This window comes from Chryseobacterium defluvii (assembly GCF_003634775.1).
Classification (GTDB): domain Bacteria; phylum Bacteroidota; class Bacteroidia; order Flavobacteriales; family Weeksellaceae; genus Chryseobacterium; species Chryseobacterium defluvii.
In genome coordinates, this window is the sequence record NZ_RBXB01000003.1 from 424,706 (window position 1) to 442,402 (window position 17,697).

Annotated in this window: 17 protein-coding genes; 10 read left to right on the forward strand and 7 right to left on the reverse strand. The window is 35.8% G+C overall.

What is annotated here, in order from left to right; translation table 11 throughout:
- The first annotated feature begins 34 nt into the window (after nt 1-34).
- The 4 genes from BCF58_RS13825 to BCF58_RS13840 all read left to right on the forward strand — a co-directional run bounded on the left by BCF58_RS13825 (nt 35) and on the right by BCF58_RS13840 (nt 2,672).
- Nucleotides 35-955 (forward strand): helix-turn-helix transcriptional regulator, encoded by a 921-nt coding sequence (locus BCF58_RS13825; RefSeq protein ID WP_121462399.1) that lies wholly within the window; start codon nt 35-37, stop codon nt 953-955.
- An 85-nt stretch (nt 956-1,040) separates the two neighbouring features.
- Nucleotides 1,041-1,634, forward strand: coding sequence for an energy transducer TonB (locus tag BCF58_RS13830; protein ID WP_228434808.1), 594 nt, complete (start codon nt 1,041-1,043; stop codon nt 1,632-1,634).
- Between the two features lies 1 nt (nt 1,635).
- Entirely contained in the window at nt 1,636-2,241 is a 606-nt protein-coding gene (locus BCF58_RS13835; RefSeq protein WP_121462400.1) for an energy transducer TonB, read from the forward strand.
- Entirely contained in the window at nt 2,241-2,672 is a 432-nt protein-coding gene (locus BCF58_RS13840) for a nucleoside deaminase (protein ID WP_121462401.1), read from the forward strand. The genes BCF58_RS13835 and BCF58_RS13840 overlap by 1 nt, the downstream gene beginning before the upstream one ends.
- On the opposite strand, the gene BCF58_RS13845 is transcribed toward BCF58_RS13840, so the two are convergent.
- From BCF58_RS13845 to BCF58_RS13865, 5 genes are all read right to left on the reverse strand, one after another.
- A complete protein-coding gene (locus tag BCF58_RS13845) occupies nt 2,669-3,202 on the reverse strand; it encodes a GNAT family N-acetyltransferase (RefSeq protein ID WP_121462402.1) in 534 nt (177 codons plus the stop codon). The genes BCF58_RS13840 and BCF58_RS13845 overlap by 4 nt on opposite strands.
- Nucleotides 3,202-3,960, reverse strand: a complete 759-nt coding sequence (locus tag BCF58_RS13850) for a type III pantothenate kinase (RefSeq protein WP_121462403.1) — start codon at nt 3,958-3,960, stop codon at nt 3,202-3,204. Before BCF58_RS13850 ends, BCF58_RS13845 begins: the two co-directional genes overlap by 1 nt.
- A 164-nt stretch (nt 3,961-4,124) precedes the next feature.
- The gene (locus BCF58_RS13855) at nt 4,125-5,969 is read right to left on the reverse strand and encodes a M1 family metallopeptidase (protein ID WP_121462404.1); all 1,845 of its coding nucleotides are present in this window, start codon (nt 5,967-5,969) and stop codon (nt 4,125-4,127) included.
- Nucleotides 5,970-6,154: 185 nt separating this feature from the next.
- Nucleotides 6,155-7,252: a GTP pyrophosphokinase gene (locus BCF58_RS13860; RefSeq protein ID WP_147462065.1), complete on the reverse strand. Its 1,098-nt coding sequence runs from the start codon at nt 7,250-7,252 to the stop codon at nt 6,155-6,157.
- 4 nt (nt 7,253-7,256) lie between these two features.
- Complete coding sequence (locus tag BCF58_RS13865) at nt 7,257-8,945, reverse strand: DUF6909 family protein (RefSeq protein ID WP_121462406.1); 1,689 nt, start codon at nt 8,943-8,945, stop codon at nt 7,257-7,259.
- Between the two features lie 287 nt (nt 8,946-9,232).
- Here BCF58_RS13865 and BCF58_RS13870 point away from each other — a divergent pair, with 287 nt between their 5' ends.
- Both BCF58_RS13870 and BCF58_RS13875 read left to right on the forward strand, forming a co-directional pair.
- Nucleotides 9,233-11,428: a glutamine synthetase III family protein gene (locus BCF58_RS13870; RefSeq protein WP_121462407.1), complete on the forward strand. Its 2,196-nt coding sequence runs from the start codon at nt 9,233-9,235 to the stop codon at nt 11,426-11,428.
- A 337-nt stretch (nt 11,429-11,765) separates the two neighbouring features.
- Nucleotides 11,766-12,476 (forward strand): C40 family peptidase, encoded by a 711-nt coding sequence (locus tag BCF58_RS13875; RefSeq protein ID WP_121462408.1) that lies wholly within the window; start codon nt 11,766-11,768, stop codon nt 12,474-12,476.
- Between the two features lie 207 nt (nt 12,477-12,683).
- Here BCF58_RS13875 and BCF58_RS13880 read toward each other — a convergent pair whose 3' ends face one another.
- The gene (locus BCF58_RS13880) at nt 12,684-13,664 is read right to left on the reverse strand and encodes a helix-turn-helix domain-containing protein (RefSeq protein WP_121462409.1); all 981 of its coding nucleotides are present in this window, start codon (nt 13,662-13,664) and stop codon (nt 12,684-12,686) included.
- 199 nt (nt 13,665-13,863) lie between these two features.
- On the opposite strand from BCF58_RS13880, the gene BCF58_RS13885 reads away from it, so the two are divergent.
- The 4 genes from BCF58_RS13885 to BCF58_RS13900 all read left to right on the forward strand — a co-directional run bounded on the left by BCF58_RS13885 (nt 13,864) and on the right by BCF58_RS13900 (nt 16,955).
- Nucleotides 13,864-14,526, forward strand: coding sequence for a hypothetical protein (locus BCF58_RS13885; protein ID WP_121462410.1), 663 nt, complete (start codon nt 13,864-13,866; stop codon nt 14,524-14,526).
- 91 nt (nt 14,527-14,617) lie between these two features.
- Nucleotides 14,618-15,907: a hypothetical protein gene (locus BCF58_RS13890; RefSeq protein WP_121462411.1), complete on the forward strand. Its 1,290-nt coding sequence runs from the start codon at nt 14,618-14,620 to the stop codon at nt 15,905-15,907.
- Between the two features lie 227 nt (nt 15,908-16,134).
- Nucleotides 16,135-16,569, forward strand: a complete 435-nt coding sequence (locus tag BCF58_RS13895) for a transposase (RefSeq protein ID WP_121462412.1) — start codon at nt 16,135-16,137, stop codon at nt 16,567-16,569.
- 59 nt (nt 16,570-16,628) lie between these two features.
- Complete coding sequence (locus BCF58_RS13900; RefSeq protein WP_121462413.1) at nt 16,629-16,955, forward strand: helix-turn-helix domain-containing protein; 327 nt, start codon at nt 16,629-16,631, stop codon at nt 16,953-16,955.
- 138 nt (nt 16,956-17,093) lie between these two features.
- Here BCF58_RS13900 and BCF58_RS13905 read toward each other — a convergent pair whose 3' ends face one another.
- Nucleotides 17,094-17,675 (reverse strand): pentapeptide repeat-containing protein, encoded by a 582-nt coding sequence (locus BCF58_RS13905; protein ID WP_121462414.1) that lies wholly within the window; start codon nt 17,673-17,675, stop codon nt 17,094-17,096.
- Nucleotides 17,676-17,697 lie beyond the last annotated feature (22 nt).

The window sequence follows — 17,697 nt, forward strand, 5'->3', positions numbered from 1 at the left end:
TAAGACCATATATTTGTCTTAGAAAAATATCCTAATGAAAAAAGATTTTTACCTGACAAGATATGCCTTAATCATTAAAAGATTAGAAAGTTCTCCGGCTACGTATTCGCAGCTGGAGGACTATCTTTTAAATTCCTTTGAGTTCCAGGACGCGGGAATCAAAAGCTATTCTATCCGTACCTTGCAAAGAGATATTCGTGAGATCTCAGATCTTTTTAATCTTTCCATTCATAATAAGAAAAAAGGTGATAACCGGTATTATATCGAGAGCCGCCCTATTATGGAGGTAGATGAATACAACCAGAAATTACTGGAATCTTTCCAGGTAAGCAATGCCCTGAATCTGCATCCGGATTTTTCAGATTTTATATTTTTTGAAAGCAGAAAGCCAACCGGGGTTGAACATTTTTATGACCTTTTCTTTGCCATCAGAAATAAAAGAATTGTATCCTTTGAGCACTATAATTATAAAAATAAACTGATGACTTCGCGGAAAGTTCATCCATTGGCATTGAAAGAATCCAAAGACAGATGGTACCTTATTGCCATCGATACAAAGGATAAGGTTTTAAAGTCTTTTGGCTTGGACAGAATCAATTATCTTGACGTAAGTGATAAGCAGTTCCGCGAAAAGTATAAATACAATTTCAGGGAACATTTTAAAAATGCTTTCGGGGTGATGAATCTGACCGAACAAAACCCACAGAAAATTGTTCTGAAATGCAGCCGGCATCAGGGGGAATATATCAAAAGTTTTCCGCTTCACCAGTCACAGCAAAGTATCAGGGAAACTCCGGAAGATATCTATTTTGAATTTTTCCTCCACCCTACTTATGACTTTATGCAGGAAATTTTATCCTATGGAAAAGAAGTCACCGTTTTGGAACCGAAAGTTTTAGTTGATGACATCCGTAATCATTTACAGGAGTCTCTGAACAGATATATCGAGGGATAACGTATTCCCTGGACTTATCTTTTTTTTAATTACATTTACACAAATATATTTAACATTGAAATTTTTACTTCTTTACGTATTCTGCATGTTTTTTTCTTTTTGTTGTGCCCAGCAGAAAGAAGAGTTTAAACAGGTGAAGAGTTTTTATAACCAGCACCGGACCATGCTTAATACCGAGTTTAAGAAAAAATTCGATACCGAGACCAATGTTTTTGGTAAAGCCGCCATTAAACGTGATTTTTTATTTTTCATGAAAAAAATGGACAGTATCGAAAATGTAGCCATGATCGGAGCTTTACTCAAAGTCAGAAATATTGAAGATCTCAGCAGATTAAAAAATCCACTTCAAAAACAGGAACCTTCTGATGAAACTTCCGCTGCTGCAAGTAAAGCTGCGGATTATCCCGGCGGAATGAATACTTTACGTGAAGAGATCGCCAAACTCTTTTATTCCGAAGGAGTCTATACCGAAGTAAAAACAGTAAAGGCCAATGTCACTTTCATTGTAGAGAAAGACGGAAGCGTCAGTAATGTTCATGCACAGGGTGACAATTTTACATTTAACCGTCAGGCAGAAATTGCATTATATTGTATTTCAGAAAAGTTCTCCCCGGCTGTGGTCAACGGTAATCCGGTAAGATACCGTTACAAGCTTCCTTTAACAATGAATATTGAATAATATGAAAAAATTCTTTACTTTTTTATTCCTTTTCATTGTAAGCTTTTATTTTTCACAGCAGACCGAAGGACTCAGGATGATTAAAAAGAAATATGACCTCGAGCTGGAAAATCTTATCGTTCAATACAAACAAGATATTGCAAACAAGGCATATCGTAAGAAATTGAAAGAAATTACGAGGATAAAAGACAATGCTGTAAAAGAGCTGGAAATCAAGCGAAATGCAGAATATCTGGAGGAACTTTTAAAAATAAAAACAGATGAATTAAACCGTGTATTTGATGTAAGTAAACTTCAAGTAATAGATGAGAGAGGTGAAATCATGCCAAGATATTCTAAAGGAAATAATGTTTTCAAAGAAGAGCTCGCCAATAATTTTTATTCAGAAGCTGTAAAAGGAAAAGGAAAAATCAGTTGTGAATTATCTTTTGTAATTGAACGAGATGGAAGTATCGTGAATGTAAAAGGGACAGGAGAAAACGAAAGTTTCAATAAGCAGGCTGAACTTGCTTTATATTTAATTCTGGATACATGGGAACCTGGAAGATTGGATGGACGCACCGTAAAATGTAGAATGCGTGTTCCGCTAACTTTAAATCTCAACTAATGTTTACCGACGAATACTTTATGAAAATGGCTCTCCAGGAAGCCGAAATAGCCTTGGAAAAAGATGAAGTTCCTATTGGATGTATTATAGTTTCCAATAACCGCGTGATTGCGAGAGCTCACAACCTTACCGAAACCTTAAATGACGTTACGGCTCATGCAGAAATGCAGGCCATCACTTCCGCTGCTAATTTTCTGGGTGGAAAATATTTAAAAAACTGCACCCTGTATGTTACTCTGGAACCTTGTGTGATGTGTTCCGGAGCACTTTCCTGGGCCCAGATCTCTAAAGTGGTTATTGGAGCCAGAGATGAACAGAGGGGCTTTATCAATAAACACCTCACCCTTCATCCTAAAACGGAAGTCGTTACCGGGATTATGGAGAATGAATGTTCTTTCATTGTGAAAGAATTCTTCAGGTCGAAACGCTAATTCTTATCCCTGAAAACAGAATACATGGGCGTATCAAAGTATTCCCCGTTTTTCTTGATGTGCTGTTTCAGAATAGCCTCTTGTTCCATACCTGCTTTTAGCAATACTTTACCGGAAGTTGGATTATGAAGAAAGTGGGTGGCATAAATTTTATTAAATTGTAGTTTTCTAAAGCCAAAATCTATAATCTCTTTCGCGGCTTCAGTCACCAAACCTTTATTCCAAAAGGGCTGGGCAAGCCAATACCCTAACTCAGCTTTATCATCACCCCTGTCATGAAGGCCTATCGCGCCTAATATCTTTCCTTCTTTATTTCGAATGGCAAATGTAAACCCGCTTTTCATTTCGAAGGCCTGCCGGGAAATCTGCAGCCAGAATTTAGCATCCTCTTCCGAATAAGGATAAGGAATGTTAGAAGTAAGTTCAGAAAATATTTTCTCCTGAAGATATTCTACCACGAAAGGAATATCCTCTTCTTTTAACTGGGAAAGAATAAGCCTTTCTGTTTCTATGACGGGAAAATTTTCCATTATAAATTTTTTCCTAAAAAATACAATCCCTTTAGTGTATGGAGCCTGTCCATTACATGAATTTTATCCGTTAACGGTTTGTAAATATGAGAAACACCTCCTGTTGCCACCACAAAGCAATTATCATCTACTTCCTCATTGATCCTGTCGATAAAGCCTTCCACCATTCCGAGAAAGCCATACACCATTCCGCTTTGCATACAGGTTATGGTATCCAGTCCCAGAACAGATTTTGGCTTTTTAAGCTCTATTTCCGGAAGTTGGGCTGTGTGACTGATCAATGAATTCAGGGAGGTTACAATTCCGGGAGCAATAATAACTCCTAACGTTTCACCGTTTTCAGCAACACAACTTGCCGTAAGCGCTGTTCCGAAATCCAAGACTATTTTTTTTCTGTTAGGATATAGATTATGGGCAGCCACAAGATTAGCATAAATATCTGTTCCCATTTGCTTAGACTTTGCCTGTACATCAGAATGAGTATTCCGGTCTACAATTACGGGAAGTATTCCATGAATTTTTTTGATCGCCGAACTCATTACTTTGGTAAGCTGAGGGACAACGGATCCTATGATTACCTTATTGATTTGGGTTGGCTCTATTTTATAGGTTTGGTACAACATCAGCATCTGAACATATAATTCATCTGCCGTTTTATAAGGCTTTGTGTTAATTACCCAGGAAATATCACAATTATCATCATCAAACAGCCCAAACCTGATATTGCTGTTTCCTATATTGATTACGATTGAATTCATTGAATTTTTATAACTAAAAGGTGACAAAAAAATAATGGTAAAAATAAAATTTTAGAAATTAAAAACTTACTGAATCTGATGATTATTTTTAAAAATAAGACCAATTTGATGATATGGTGAATTTATACAAAAAAAATAAGGAGCTTAAACACTCCTTATTTATATCATTTTACTTCCACAAAGTTATTTTCCATATTTACATCAGCTATTCTCTGACTGAAATCAATTCCTAAAACAGCTAATTGAGATTTTGTATAAGGAATTGTTAAAGTATATTCTTTCTGTGTCCATGGCCAGTATTCCATTGTCTTAAAGTCACCATAGATATCTTTTTCCTTCCAGGAATGGGTCATATTCAATGGAATCTGATACGTAATGATTTTTTTATCCGTCGTCATCACACTGAAATCGACCGGCATTGGAACCTGCCCGTTATTCACCAGGGTAATGGTTGTAGATTTGGCATCATACTTTACGTCTTTAATTCCGTAATCAATAGTTTTGGTTGTATTAATCCAGTAATGATGAAACCATTTCAGATCCATCCCGGAAACTTTCTGGGCAATATGAAGAAAATCCCTGTCCGAAGGATGCTTCATGCTCCACTGATTATAATACTGTTTTAAGGTTTCAGCAAGGTTTTGTTCACCCATAATATATCCCAACTGTACTAAATATAATTCGCCTTTCACATAGGTGGAATAAGTGTAAGCCGAACCATTATCATGGTGGTCACCTAACCAGACAGCCGGTTCTTCAATTCCCTTTTTAATAAAGTTTCTGTAGGCATTCAGGCTGTTGGCAAAAGGGTTCGGAAGCGGCTCTTTCGGAGGGAACAACTGATTCATTACAAAGTTTTCCGCATAGCTCGTAAATCCTTCGTCCATCCATGGATGCATACTCTCATTGGTTGCCAACATCTGCTGATACCATGAGTGTGCTCCTTCATGAGCCATCAACCCCATTAATCCTTCCATATCCTGAGCTTCCCCTAAAATCATGGTACACATTCCGTATTCCATTCCGCCATCGCCTCCCTGAATAAAAGCATACGTAGGATATACATATTTTCCAAAATGAGAATTCATAAGCTGGAAATATTTGGTAACATAGGGCTGAGCCTGTTCCCAAACTTTGGTTTTCTCATTATTCTGATACACCAGAAACACTTTCGGGCCTTCAGGAACATCAAAGCTTTTTACGATATAATCCCGGTCTGCACTCCACGCAAAATCCAGCATATTCTTAGCGGTCCATTTCCAAACTGCTTTTTTGTCTTTTTCGGTTTTAATTTTTGCATTAGCATCATATCCTTTCACCTCTGTTGGGTTTTGAAGAATTCCTCCCGCTCCTACCACATAATCTTTATTAATTTTAATGGTCACATCAAAATCTGAAAAAGGGGCATGAAACTCTCTTCCTACATAATCAAATGTTGCCCAACCATCATAATCATATTCCGCAATCTTCGGATACCATTGGGTCATCGTCATATCAACTCCTTCCCTGTTGTTTCTTCCGCTTCTTCTGATCTGCTGAGGAATTACTGCATCCCACTCCATGGTAAAAGCAGTAGTAGAATTAGGCTTAATGGGTTCATTTAAATATACCTTCATAATGGTTTCCTGAATTTCAAATTTCAGATCCTTCCCATTCTGTTTAATCCAGTGAATATTTTGAGCGCCTTCCTGATCTTTTGGAATAGACGCCAATCTTGAAATCCCGTCTTTCTGCAATCTTGAGTCACCATTTTTCCCCTGGTTCCCCACTCTCTGGTCCATCATCGAATTAGGCTTAAATGCATTCCAATATAAATGAAAATAGACTACCTTCAGTTCGTCAGGTGAGTTATTGGTGTATTGTATGGTTTGATTTCCGTTATAGGTAAATTTTTCAGCATTGACATCAATATCCATCTTGTATTTGGCAGCCTGCTGATAATAAGGCGTTTGCTGAGCCTGAAATTGTGAAATGATAAACGCAAATAGGATTGCAACCGATTTTCTCATTTAAAATTTATTTTTTTCTAAAGGTAATAATTTCCGCTTGAACCTCAAATGTGGAGTTATTTGAGATTTATCTTGTTTGATAATCTCTGTCGTTTTTGAATAAATAATATTTTGTATAAAAAATCCTCAAATTGTAAACATTTGAGGATTAAATAAAATTAATTTTTAGTAAAATTTCCTTCATTTTAATTTTTTGAGATTTTGGAATATGCATTCATAATATCTTGCACATGTTTTTCAATATCTTGTTTTGATTTATTATAGAAAAATTTTTTAGAATATTCTTCAATAAAATCTAAATTGTTTTTCTCACTAACAAGCACATACACTAAATAAAACAAGGAAATTCCTTTACTAAAATAGCTCTTGTTTTCATTGTCATCTATTTCTACAACATCCTTTTTCCTAATTTTATTAAATTCTTTGGCAAATTCTGATATTCTCCCATTATATTCTATCAATTTATCTTCTAACTCTTTTATAGTAGTAATACCCACAAAATTTAATCTAGAATTCATCGATTGATCTTCACTATAATAGGAATTTAAATTAATTCCTGTCTTTTTAGAAATGTCTAAGTCAATTTTGTTGACTAATTCATTTTCTTCAATAAAAGTCTTAAGAGAAGCAGCATTAATTTCAACTTTCTCAGGATTTTCCACTATTTTCTTTCCAACATCTTTTGTATATTTTTCAAGCCCATCCCTAATTTTAAGAAACTCTAAATCAGCCGTTTCTAATAATGCGGCTACTCTATAAAAACTTCTTTTAAATTCATTGGGAATTGCACTTTCTGTTTTATATCCTAAATCATGTTCTATTTCTGCCCAAGCATGTTGCAAAATAGACCTTATCTGGATTTCAAACTTAATATCTTTAAACCTTTTATATTCTGTTAAGACTTTTCTATCTTCATGAAGCGTTACCACTTCATGAAGAGATCTATATCCGAATTTATCAGAATCTAATATTCTCTTATCTATTGAATTTTGAGTATCTTTTACAAATTCTCTATCAATAATATTTGCTATTTTATCAACATCATCCTCAAAGTAGGTTATAACCCTAACTCCAATTAAATCTGTTATATCAGATAAATCATTATACTTTTGTTTCCTAGATATCTTTTCATCAAGTCTCTTAGCATTCTTAACCCTAGATTCAATTTTATGATATCCTATATTATTTTGTATTAATAATTCTCTAATAAGCCCTTCAACTTTTAATCTAAAGTCATTATACTTTTTTAAGTTTTGCTCAAATTGAATCGCTAATGAATGCATAATATTACTTTTTTGAGGTAATTTTTTTCCCGCTTTCCAAAATCTTTTCAAGGATTCTTAAAGTAATAAGATACGTCGGTTTTACTCCCGTAAGTCCTAATCCTCCCGAAGAAAGTGTGCTTCCTGTTTCCAAAGGATTATCCGAAGCATAATATGCATACATGACGAATAGATCCGGTGAAATATGATGCCTGATTTTAGAAGCTACCTGGATAGCTTTTTGATAATGAGCCCCTTCCATTTCAAGACCGATCGCTTTCCACGAAGTATTCATAAAATAGGAAAGAATATCCCTGTTCTGAAGTGAAGTTCCCAGAACCGTAATCATAGGTCCTTCAAAAGCTTTTAGTTCATCATCTTTAAAATCTTCCAGTGACAAAGCGTTTTCAAAAGGATAATTATCTGCCGTTCCCTCAAAAATATGGGATGTAGGAATCATAATATCCCCTTTTCCTCCGGCAAGGATTCCGGCTTTTCCCATAATAGAAACCGATTTCACTTTCATCATATACACCTCTCCCTGATGTTCGTAAGGCCTTAACAATTCATCCATCACCTCAAAAGCCTGTTCTCCGAAAGCATAGTCAAAAACCATGATCACATCATCTCCATTGAATTTAATATGACTGAAAGGAGTATTCTTTAAATCTGTTTTGCTCAGATCAATGATCTGGACATCTATATTACTTCCGCTTTTATCATCAATATAGATCATTCCTTCTTCCAAAGCATATTTTGAAACCTTGTCGCGGAGCTCTTTTTTATCGGAGATTTCTCCATATAATTTGTAATCTACCTGCTTATGATCTTTTTTCTTTAAAGCATCATTGGCATACAGCATGTTTTTTACCGAGTGCATGTTGGCCGAAATAATATGCAACGGACGCATGTGAAGATTGTTTTCAAATAAAACTTCTTTCACCTTGTGAGCCCATTTTTCACCGAAATAGTGGTGCCCTACTCTTTCTTTTAATATCGCGCTGAAATGAATTTCTCTTTCTCTTGTCTGCTTTGCATCTTCCAAACTTACTTTTCCTAAGTTGTAAATGATCTTAAATAAGCGATCCGGATTACTATCATCCCCGAAAGCATTGTAAGCATTCAACGTTTCATCAAAAGTTCTTCCTATTAAAGAAGAAAGATGAATAAGGGCTACTTCTTTTTCTCTTCTGCTGAATTTCTTTTCCCCTTTTACCACTTCTTCAATGATTTTAAAAGCCCGTATCGGCTTCCAGTTTTCTTCCTGAATGAAAGCGAGGTTTCGAATTTTATCAGCTTCTATAAATAAGAATGTTAAGTGGGTAAGAATATCATAGATTTCCGAACGCCCCAAAAGAACTTCAATATTCATCTGGTGTTCATCTATCCTGTAACAGTTTCTTCTTCTCTTTTTAGGTACAATAGGTTCGAAACTTCCCTTATCAAATCCTTCATCCGAAGTAAGATGAATAAAAGCACATTCCTCAATTCCTTCCGGAAGCCTGTCCAAGACATACATCAAACCATCCAGCTCCAGTTTATTAGGAACATTCATGGTTCCGTAAATTTCCGGATTGATGATTTTCAGCAAGCTTCTGATACTTTCTCCTGAAACACCGGCGGGTTTAAAAAAACCTCTGTAAAAGAGGTGTCTCATAGAAATGTACAATCTTTCAATTGCTTCCGTTGTTTCTCTTGCTCTAGAATTTGTCATAAAATAAATTTCACACAAATATACAAAATCTCCCATCAACTCACGTTAAGTATCTTTTAATAAGAGATTTAACATAATATCAATTCTCTAATGAATACATTGAAGTATAAAACAGATCTGTGGAACAAAAATTCTTTTTACATTTTAAAACCAGAATCACCCCCTTTCAAAAAACTAAACCTCAGTTTAAATTTTTATTTTTTTATAACAACCCCTAAAAATTTTAGGGTAAAAATATTTTCAATCCGTTTTTTTTGTAAATTTGCCCAGTAAAAATTAACCTTATTATGTCAACTTTAAGATTCAAAGCGTTAGAAACCTTACCATTTAAGGACTTTAGAAGAGACAACTCTGTTGAGGTTCCTGCAAAATTATCAGAATTATTCTGTCAGAATGTTTTCTCTGAAGAAACAATGAGAGAATATTTAACGAAAGAAGCATTCCAGTCTATTATGGATGCCATAAAAAAAGGGACTAAAATCCAAAGACATATTGCAGATCAGGTAGCTGTAGCTATGAAAGATTGGGCAATGAGCAAGGGAGTAACTCACTATACTCACTGGTTTCAGCCTTTGACAGGAAGTACTGCGGAAAAGCACGATTCATTCTTTACTCCTATTGAAGGAGGAAGAGCTATTGAAAGATTCAGTGGCAGCATGCTTATCCAGCAAGAACCTGATGCCTCTTCTTTCCCTAACGGAGGAATCAGAAATACTTTCGAGGCAAGAGGTTATACTGCTTGGGATCCTACGTCTCCGGCTTTCATCATGGGAACTACTCTTTGTATTCCTTCTATCTTCATTTCTTACACCGGAGAAACTTTAGATTATAAAACGCCTCTTTTAAGAGCGCTGAACGCGGTAGACGAGGCTGCAACCAACGTGATGCAGTATTTCGATAAAAATGTAACAAAAGTAACTCCTACCTTAGGTTGGGAGCAGGAATATTTCTTAGTTGACTCGGCATTATACCAGTCCCGTCCGGATCTGGTTCTAACGGGTAAAACCTTATTAGGCCACTCCCCTGCAAAAGGACAGCAACTGGATGACCACTATTTTGGTTCTATCCCGACAAGAGTAATGAACTTCATGAAAGAATTGGAAATCGAATGTATGAAATTGGGTATTCCGGTTACCACAAGACATAATGAGGTAGCGCCCAATCAGTTTGAGCTGGCTCCTATGTTTGAGGAAGTGAATGTTGCCGTAGACCACAACTCTTTGTTGATGGATCTTATGGCAAGAATTGCCCACAGACACCATTTCCATATTTTATTCCATGAAAAACCATTCGCAGGAGTGAACGGAAGCGGAAAGCACAACAACTGGTCTTTGGCAACCGATACCGGTGAAAATCTTTTAAGTCCGGGAAAAAACCCTAAGAAGAACCTACAGTTCTTAACATTCTTCGTGAATACGATTAAAGCTGTTCATGAATACGCAGATCTTCTAAGAGCTAGTATCGCTTCTGCAAGCAATGATCACAGATTGGGTGCAAATGAAGCCCCACCGGCAATTATTTCTGTATTTATCGGAAGTCAATTGTTCAGAGTTTTGGAAGAGCTTGAAAAAGTAACGGAAGGAAAACTTTCTCCGGACGAAAAAACAGATTTAAAACTAAATGTAGTTGGAAAAATTCCTGAAATCCTTTTGGATAATACAGATAGAAACAGAACTTCTCCTTTTGCATTTACCGGGAATAAATTTGAGATCAGAGCGGTAGGATCTTCTGCCAACTGTGCAGAGTCTATGACTGTAATGAACACCATCGCTGCAAAACAGCTGAACGATTTCAAAAAAGAAGTGGACACCTTGATTGAAAGCGGGTTGAAAAAAGACGAAGCCATCTTTAATGTATTAAGAGAGTATATCAAGCAATGTAAGAACATTATGTTCGAAGGTGACGGATATTCTGATGACTGGGCAAAAGAAGCTAAGAAAAGAGGATTGAACAATCTTAAAACCACTCCTGAAGCTTTGAAGCAGGAAATGGATAAAAAGTTCCTAGACCTTTATGAAGAGGTAGGCGTATTTACCCACAGAGAAGTAGAGGCAAGAAATGAGATCAAACTTGAGAAATATTCTACCGTAATTGATATTGAAGCAAGAGTTCTAAGTGATATCGCAAGAAACCATATTATTCCTTCCGCTTTAAATTATCAAAACAGATTAATTGAAAACGTTAAAGGTCTTAAGGAGATTTTTGGAGATAAAGAATTCAAAACATTAGCGAAAGAGCAAATGAGCTTAATAGCAAGTATTTCTGAAAACGTTTCCAAAATCAAATTAGGGGTGGAAGATCTGATCAAAGCAAGAGAAGCTGCAAAAGCGGTGTCCGACAGCCAAAAGCAGGCGGAAGCTTACTGTAACAAAGTAAAGCCTTATTTTGATGTTATCAGAGAAGCTTCTGATGATCTTGAAATGATGGTGGATGATGAGCTTTGGCCAATGACGAAATATAGAGAAATGTTATTCACAAAATAACATCCATAAGTTCCATATAGTTCAACTCTCCGGTATTTCCGGGGAGTTTTTTTTGTTTTATTAACAGGGCTAAAATTAGAGTTTTGAAAGTTAAAAGCCCATTAATAAAGGAAGCATCATTTATTTTGTTAAAAAATCTTAATAAAAAAAAACCGCAGCCTACCAAAAAAGGGGCATTGCGGTTTGTTTTTCTTTAACATACTTAAGTTATATGTTAAAATGTGTTAAAATAAGAACCTGACAATAATCATATCTCGGGTCTTTTTCTCGGAATCTCTACTTTTGTAATGCTTTTGAAAATAAATATTCCTTTTTTAACACGGATAATCAAATATATATGAAGAAAAGAGTTTTGTTTTATGTACTTGCTTTTGTATCTACGATGTCGTTACAATCTTGTGTTACCAACTATGTAGTTTCAAAACCAGCAACATACACTAAAGAATACAAAACAAATGCCAAACTAGCTTCCATAGATACTAAAAAAATGGAGCAGGATAAGCAAAGATTAATCGATTCATTCCTTGCTGAAAAGGCAGCTTCTTTAGCTAACGCAAAAAATTCCATTAAGAATTCTGAGATCGCCAAAGCGGTCAAATACAATAAAACCATTGATAATATCTTATCTGAAGCCGCAACATATCTTGGAACTCCTTACAGATATGGAGGAACTACAAGAAACGGTATAGATTGTTCAGCTTTTGTACTTTCTGTATTCGGTGCTGCAGCCGGACTTAGCTTACCAAGAGTAGCAGCATCCCAGGCTCAGGAAGGAGAAAGGATTGAGAAAGGCAACCTTCAGAAAGGAGATTTGGTTTTCTTTTCTCACGGAAAAAGAATTTCTCATGTTGGTATTGTAGAAAGTGTTTCTGAAGATGGAGAGGTAAAATTCATCCACGCGGCAACTTCAAGAGGTGTAATGATCTCTTCACTGAATGATTCTTACTGGGGTCCTAAATACAGATTTGCCAAAAGAGTGATCAACGAAAACGGAGATACTTACAACAACCTGGCTGCCACTACAGCTTCAACCGGAACAAGTTTTTAATTTTAAATAATTGATTTAAATAATGAATAGGCTGTCCCAAAAGACAGCCTTATTTTTTTAATTCATTTCAAATAACATCAAAAGACGGCTTTGAATTTTTTTTTAATATGTGGGCAAAAGCAACCAATCCGATATCTATTTCCCGCAGACCATGACCCTTTGAAGCTTTTACCTCCACCTCTTATTTGGTATCATTTACCTTTTCAATCATTCGATCTTTAATTTATCATTGATATTTTGAATATACTCACTGGGAGTCATCCCCACAAATTGCTTAAAGGCTCTGTTAAAAGTAGACTGGCTGGTAAATCCTGCCCCGGTATAAATATACATTAGTGTTACCCTGCTCAGATCATTTTCTTCTATAAGTTTTTTCACATAACTAATCCTGTGTGAATTCACATAATTGTTGAAGTTAGAATATCCCTGCAGCCTTATTGCCCTTGAAATATAATTGTTGCTTACTTTTAGAATAGTACTCAGGATAGAAATATTGAATTCTGGATTGATAAAAAGCTTATTATTAACCATTTCCTTTTCGATATTTTCAAAAAGTAATTCTGCACCGGACCTATCCTCTTCATTCAGTTTAACAGGAAGTATAATTTGTTCTTTCTCCTCAATAGCTGTTATGATCTCCAGTTCTCTAATTTTATCCTTATAATAAACAAAAAGGCAGATAATAATGATATTAAAGCCGATTACAGAGATATCAGTATACCTGATCTTTTCGTAAGGAACTTCTTTAAAATTAAATGAAAAAAAAATGGCGGTAAAACATATAATTACGAGAATAAGCAGAGCATATATAGAAAAAATAAAACCCTTTTTTTTGCCGAGAAAGATATATGCCCCAAATGGGATAGGCACAAGCCAACATAAGTTAACAATAGTGTGTTTCCAAAAATAGAGTATGAAAAAAACGATATACAGCGGTGCAATAATAAGAAAGCTTCGTACTCTTTTTTCTAAAAGGAGCGACGGAAAAATAGCGTCAAAAACATATACATGAATAGACATAACGACGGCTCCAGCCAAACAATAATACCCTACTGCTTCGTGCTTAATGAAATAAAAATATATTAGGGCATATATCAGTAAAATAACCGCCATTATATAATTATATCTTATTGACAGTTCACTTTTTAATCTTACTATTTCCTGTTCCCTTAGTGTTGCATTATTCATTTTTTGTCTTCTTTTTAATAGGCTTCCAATCAAAAATCACTTTCGACTAAAATAAACAACTGAATATAAGGCAATTAAACCTTCTATTATTGGTTTATCCATCTCTTATTAATATTCAATCAATAGTCACTTTTCACTGATGCTTCCTGCTCATTTATTTCTTAATCCCTAACAGGGCATATAATTTTGCATCATCACAATGAGAAAACAAATAATTTACAAAGGAAAAAATTTATTACCCATTGTTCTCGTATTGGGAACAGTGTTTCCAATGTATGGTAAGTCTAATTCGTTAAGATCTGACGATAAGCTTATTGACAAAAATAATCAAAATAACCATTCTCCTCTAATTTTTATCCGGAAGGGAACTCTTCTTTTTAACGCAAATCAATTATCGATTCATACTGATAAAAAATCCTCACTTCCGATCAAAACCAAAAAAAGAAAAACAGATAATACTCTTTTTATTTCAGAAGGGACAGCAGTATACAATTTGCAGGATGTTGTTGTTTATCGAGAGAAAAAAACAAATATTCCCAAACCGGCGAAAATCTTTGCCAAAAACACAAAACCACATAAAGAGCCGACCGAAACGGGTAAAAGCAAATCTGAAAAAATTATAAGCAATTGCTTTTCAGACCATAGTAAACAGAACCACTTTATACAAGCTTCGGATTACAGGTTTTGCATTACCCCCAAACAGAATGATTATCATAACCTGCTGATAAATGAGCGTGGCATTGGTGTTCATCCTATTGCTTTTCCGGAAGGCACACAGCCTGAATATCATCATGATATGGTCTTCTGTTACCTTATTAAAGACTTCAGCATCCGGCCGCCGCCTCGCGTGGCAGAAACTTAAAAGCAAAAATAACATTACAAAAGTGTAACAGCTCTTATAATCTTAAATCTGTCACATAATCATAATAAATAATATCATAACAGAAAAACAAATGAAAAAAAATATTTACACAGCAATAGCCCTGACATTATCTTCCTTAGCCTTATCTCAGGTCGGGATCAACACACAAAACCCACAAGGTGTTTTCAATATCGATGGAAAATCCGGAACAGCAACCACTAATACGACAACAGGCACACCAACTGCCGCACAGCTTGCGGATGATTTTATCGTAACCTCTTCAGGAGCCACCGGTATTGGGGCAATCCCTGACGCTTCAGCTATCCTGGAACTGAATGTCAGCCAGCTTGCATCAGGAAGCCAAAAAGGTTTTTTAGGCCCAAGAGTCGCTTTAACAGCTTATAATGATGCATCCACTATCCCAAACCCAGCAACTGGTTTATTAGTCTATAATCTGGGAACCCAGCCCACCTTTACTTTTGCAGGATATGCATATTGGGACGGTACCCAGTGGAGGCTTTTAGACGGTCGCTCACTAAAGCCCGGTACAATAGGAACTTTAAAATGCACTGAAGCGAACCTTAATCCACTGACTTATACAGCCGGAACTCCATTCGATGGGATAATGACCATTCCTTATACCGGAGGAAACGGAGGAATATACGGAGCACAGACCATAGGCCCTGTGAACGGGCTTACAGCTACACTTATACAAGGTAATATCGCACATGGAGCTGGTACCTTAAGCTACTCTATTACCGGGACACCAACCGTATCCAGCCCTAATACCACCACATTTCCAATTTCGATTGGAGGGCAAACATGTAGTGCAGAAGTTGGCGGAGGCAAAAAGCTGGCACCAGGAGAATATCAGTTCTTTACTTTTACATTACCAGCGACATATGTCGGATTATTGAGTACATATATCGGTGGTACTTATGATGCTATTTTAGGACAAAAGGTAAGATTGGATATTAATTTTACCAACAGCTCTAATGCAGGCTCCGGCGCAGTTACCTACAATCCTCGTTTGGTAAATATCTCTGCTTCTAACATTAAAATGTGGTATGCAGCATTATCAAATGAAACTAATTATCGTCGTGCTAATGTCCTGGTCGCTCCGGGGGGTTATCTGGAAACCGATAACGGAATTTATCTTAACTGGGGAGACAATATGCATAGTGGTTCAACAGCGATTACTGCAACCTCTGGTGACAGGACTGGAAGTGATAATTCCCAGGAGATAGAAACAGTGGATTTACTTGTAGACGGAATTTGGTACAGAATAACAGTTTATGTTTCCGTAGATAACCTAAATGATACTGATGCTACTAATAACATCCGACGTGTCTTTATGACAGCACAGAGAATGTCGGCTTAAATGATTAATTAAATGCCCCCGCCTTCTAATTTTAAATACACAAATAATGGGAAAGAATCAAAAGGGGGTATCTTTTTACCATAGAAAAACTATAAACACAAAGTTATAAAACCGGCCGGGCAACTGTCTTAATTCGATAGGTTTTGTATGATTTTTTTCATCATTGTGATTTTACAGCCCGGCTTTTATCAAAATATACAACCTAACAAGTTTAAAAGACGTACAACATGAACTTCAAAAGCATCCATATCGGACAAACGGTTGAGCAAGGTGTGGCAGACCGAAAAATAGAACTATTCCGCATTTGTAATTTCTTTACATGTACCGAGGAAGAAATAAAAGAAATGTATCAGCAAAAAAGCCTTGAAACGGAAACCTTGCTGAAATGGAGCAAACTGTTGAATTATGATTTTTTTCGTGTCTATTCACAACATCTTATCCTGTATGCACCACCCACGACAAAAGAGAGGGATCAAAAATTCAAAGAGACAAAACTTCCCCAGTTTCGAAAAAATATCTATACTAAGGAAGTCATTGATTTTATACTGGAGCAGATACAAACAGGTGAAATGACCAAAGTAGAGGTAATGAAAAAATACTGCATTCCTAAAACCACGCTTTACAAATGGTTGATAAAACATGGAAAACAGATGGAAAGCTAACATAGCTCTATTTAGAATCTGATAAAGTATAAAATCTTAACATACAATGAACACGACCAATGAAAAATAATCTTCCTGACTATAAGAGCATTTATTCCGATATATTAAGCAAAAAATCCCCACAAAAACAAAAAGAATGTGAAGCATTGCTTAGCCGGGAAAGCTTATCTGCTTTAAACATTATTGAACTTAATACAATCATCTTCGGGACACCGGATAAGCAAACCGAAAATTTCAATAAGATGCACCGTTCCTACCGAAAATCTGATATTCTGAAAATATTAGATTATCAGAAAAAGAACAACCTCAATAACATTCAGCTTGCAGGGCATTTCAAATTGAGCCGCAATTCCATTACAAAATGGAAGAAACTTTTTCAAGTCTGATAATAATGAGTGAATTTGTACCGGGGAACTTGCAAAAAGAGGCTGTCTCAAAAAGCAGAACAGTCTCTTTTTATTGTAATGATCCTTTTTCCATACAAGAGAGTCTATATCGCTGATATTAATTATTAAATTTTAAACCTAGCTATTTTTCTCTATTTCTATATCAAGCTTATATAAGAGCCCCGGGACTTCCGAAAGTGAAAATTTCGCTTTTTTAAGACGGTTGGTGACCGGATCTATAGAGTAATTGAAAGATGTTCGTAAATCAGCCTTTTCGAGGTTAGTGTTTTCAAAAACAGATCCTGCTAAATCGCAGTCATGGAACAAGGCATTAGAAAGGTCACATTCTTCAAAATCCACTTCAATCAATTTCGAATTTTTAAATGATATCTTTTTAAGAGAGGTTTTATAAAAGCTGGAATTGTTTAAGGAGCATCCGTCAAATGTAAAAGAAAGTCCAAATTCATTGCAATCGTTAAATGAAAGCCCAAGCATTTTACAATCTTTAAAAGCCACATCCCTGAAAGCCGTTTTTACAAGTTTAGCCAAACTCAGATTACATCCGGTGAACTCGCAGCCGGTAAATTTAAATCCTGAAAAATCGGCATGCTCAAAGCAACAGTTTTTAAAAGTACAGTTTTCATATTCGCCTTTTTCCAACGGATGTTGGGCAAAATCAGTATTGCTGAAATTTTGTTCTGAAATATAAGCTTCTTTCATACACTATGCTTTTATGATTATA

What these genes read in the sequence shown, in the direction of transcription:
- BCF58_RS13875 (WP_121462408.1), top strand. Translation starts at nt 11,766, where the DNA reads ATGAAGAAAAGAGTTTTGTTTTATGTACTTGCTTTTGTATCTACGATG.
- BCF58_RS13865 (WP_121462406.1), bottom strand. Translation starts at nt 8,945, where the DNA reads ATGACAAATTCTAGAGCAAGAGAAACAACGGAAGCAATTGAAAGATTG.
- BCF58_RS13850 (WP_121462403.1), bottom strand. Translation starts at nt 3,960, where the DNA reads ATGAATTCAATCGTAATCAATATAGGAAACAGCAATATCAGGTTTGGG.
- BCF58_RS13885 (WP_121462410.1), top strand. Translation starts at nt 13,864, where the DNA reads ATGAGAAAACAAATAATTTACAAAGGAAAAAATTTATTACCCATTGTT.
- BCF58_RS13830 (WP_228434808.1), top strand. Translation starts at nt 1,041, where the DNA reads ATGTTTTTTTCTTTTTGTTGTGCCCAGCAGAAAGAAGAGTTTAAACAG.
- BCF58_RS13900 (WP_121462413.1), top strand. Translation starts at nt 16,629, where the DNA reads ATGAAAAATAATCTTCCTGACTATAAGAGCATTTATTCCGATATATTA.
- BCF58_RS13890 (WP_121462411.1), top strand. Translation starts at nt 14,618, where the DNA reads ATGAAAAAAAATATTTACACAGCAATAGCCCTGACATTATCTTCCTTA.
- BCF58_RS13840 (WP_121462401.1), top strand. Translation starts at nt 2,241, where the DNA reads ATGTTTACCGACGAATACTTTATGAAAATGGCTCTCCAGGAAGCCGAA.
- BCF58_RS13880 (WP_121462409.1), bottom strand. Translation starts at nt 13,664, where the DNA reads ATGAATAATGCAACACTAAGGGAACAGGAAATAGTAAGATTAAAAAGT.
- BCF58_RS13835 (WP_121462400.1), top strand. Translation starts at nt 1,636, where the DNA reads ATGAAAAAATTCTTTACTTTTTTATTCCTTTTCATTGTAAGCTTTTAT.
- BCF58_RS13825 (WP_121462399.1), top strand. Translation starts at nt 35, where the DNA reads ATGAAAAAAGATTTTTACCTGACAAGATATGCCTTAATCATTAAAAGA.
- BCF58_RS13870 (WP_121462407.1), top strand. Translation starts at nt 9,233, where the DNA reads ATGTCAACTTTAAGATTCAAAGCGTTAGAAACCTTACCATTTAAGGAC.
- BCF58_RS13895 (WP_121462412.1), top strand. Translation starts at nt 16,135, where the DNA reads ATGAACTTCAAAAGCATCCATATCGGACAAACGGTTGAGCAAGGTGTG.
- BCF58_RS13860 (WP_147462065.1), bottom strand. Translation starts at nt 7,252, where the DNA reads ATGCATTCATTAGCGATTCAATTTGAGCAAAACTTAAAAAAGTATAAT.
- BCF58_RS13845 (WP_121462402.1), bottom strand. Translation starts at nt 3,202, where the DNA reads ATGGAAAATTTTCCCGTCATAGAAACAGAAAGGCTTATTCTTTCCCAG.
- BCF58_RS13855 (WP_121462404.1), bottom strand. Translation starts at nt 5,969, where the DNA reads ATGAGAAAATCGGTTGCAATCCTATTTGCGTTTATCATTTCACAATTT.
- BCF58_RS13905 (WP_121462414.1), bottom strand. Translation starts at nt 17,675, where the DNA reads ATGAAAGAAGCTTATATTTCAGAACAAAATTTCAGCAATACTGATTTT.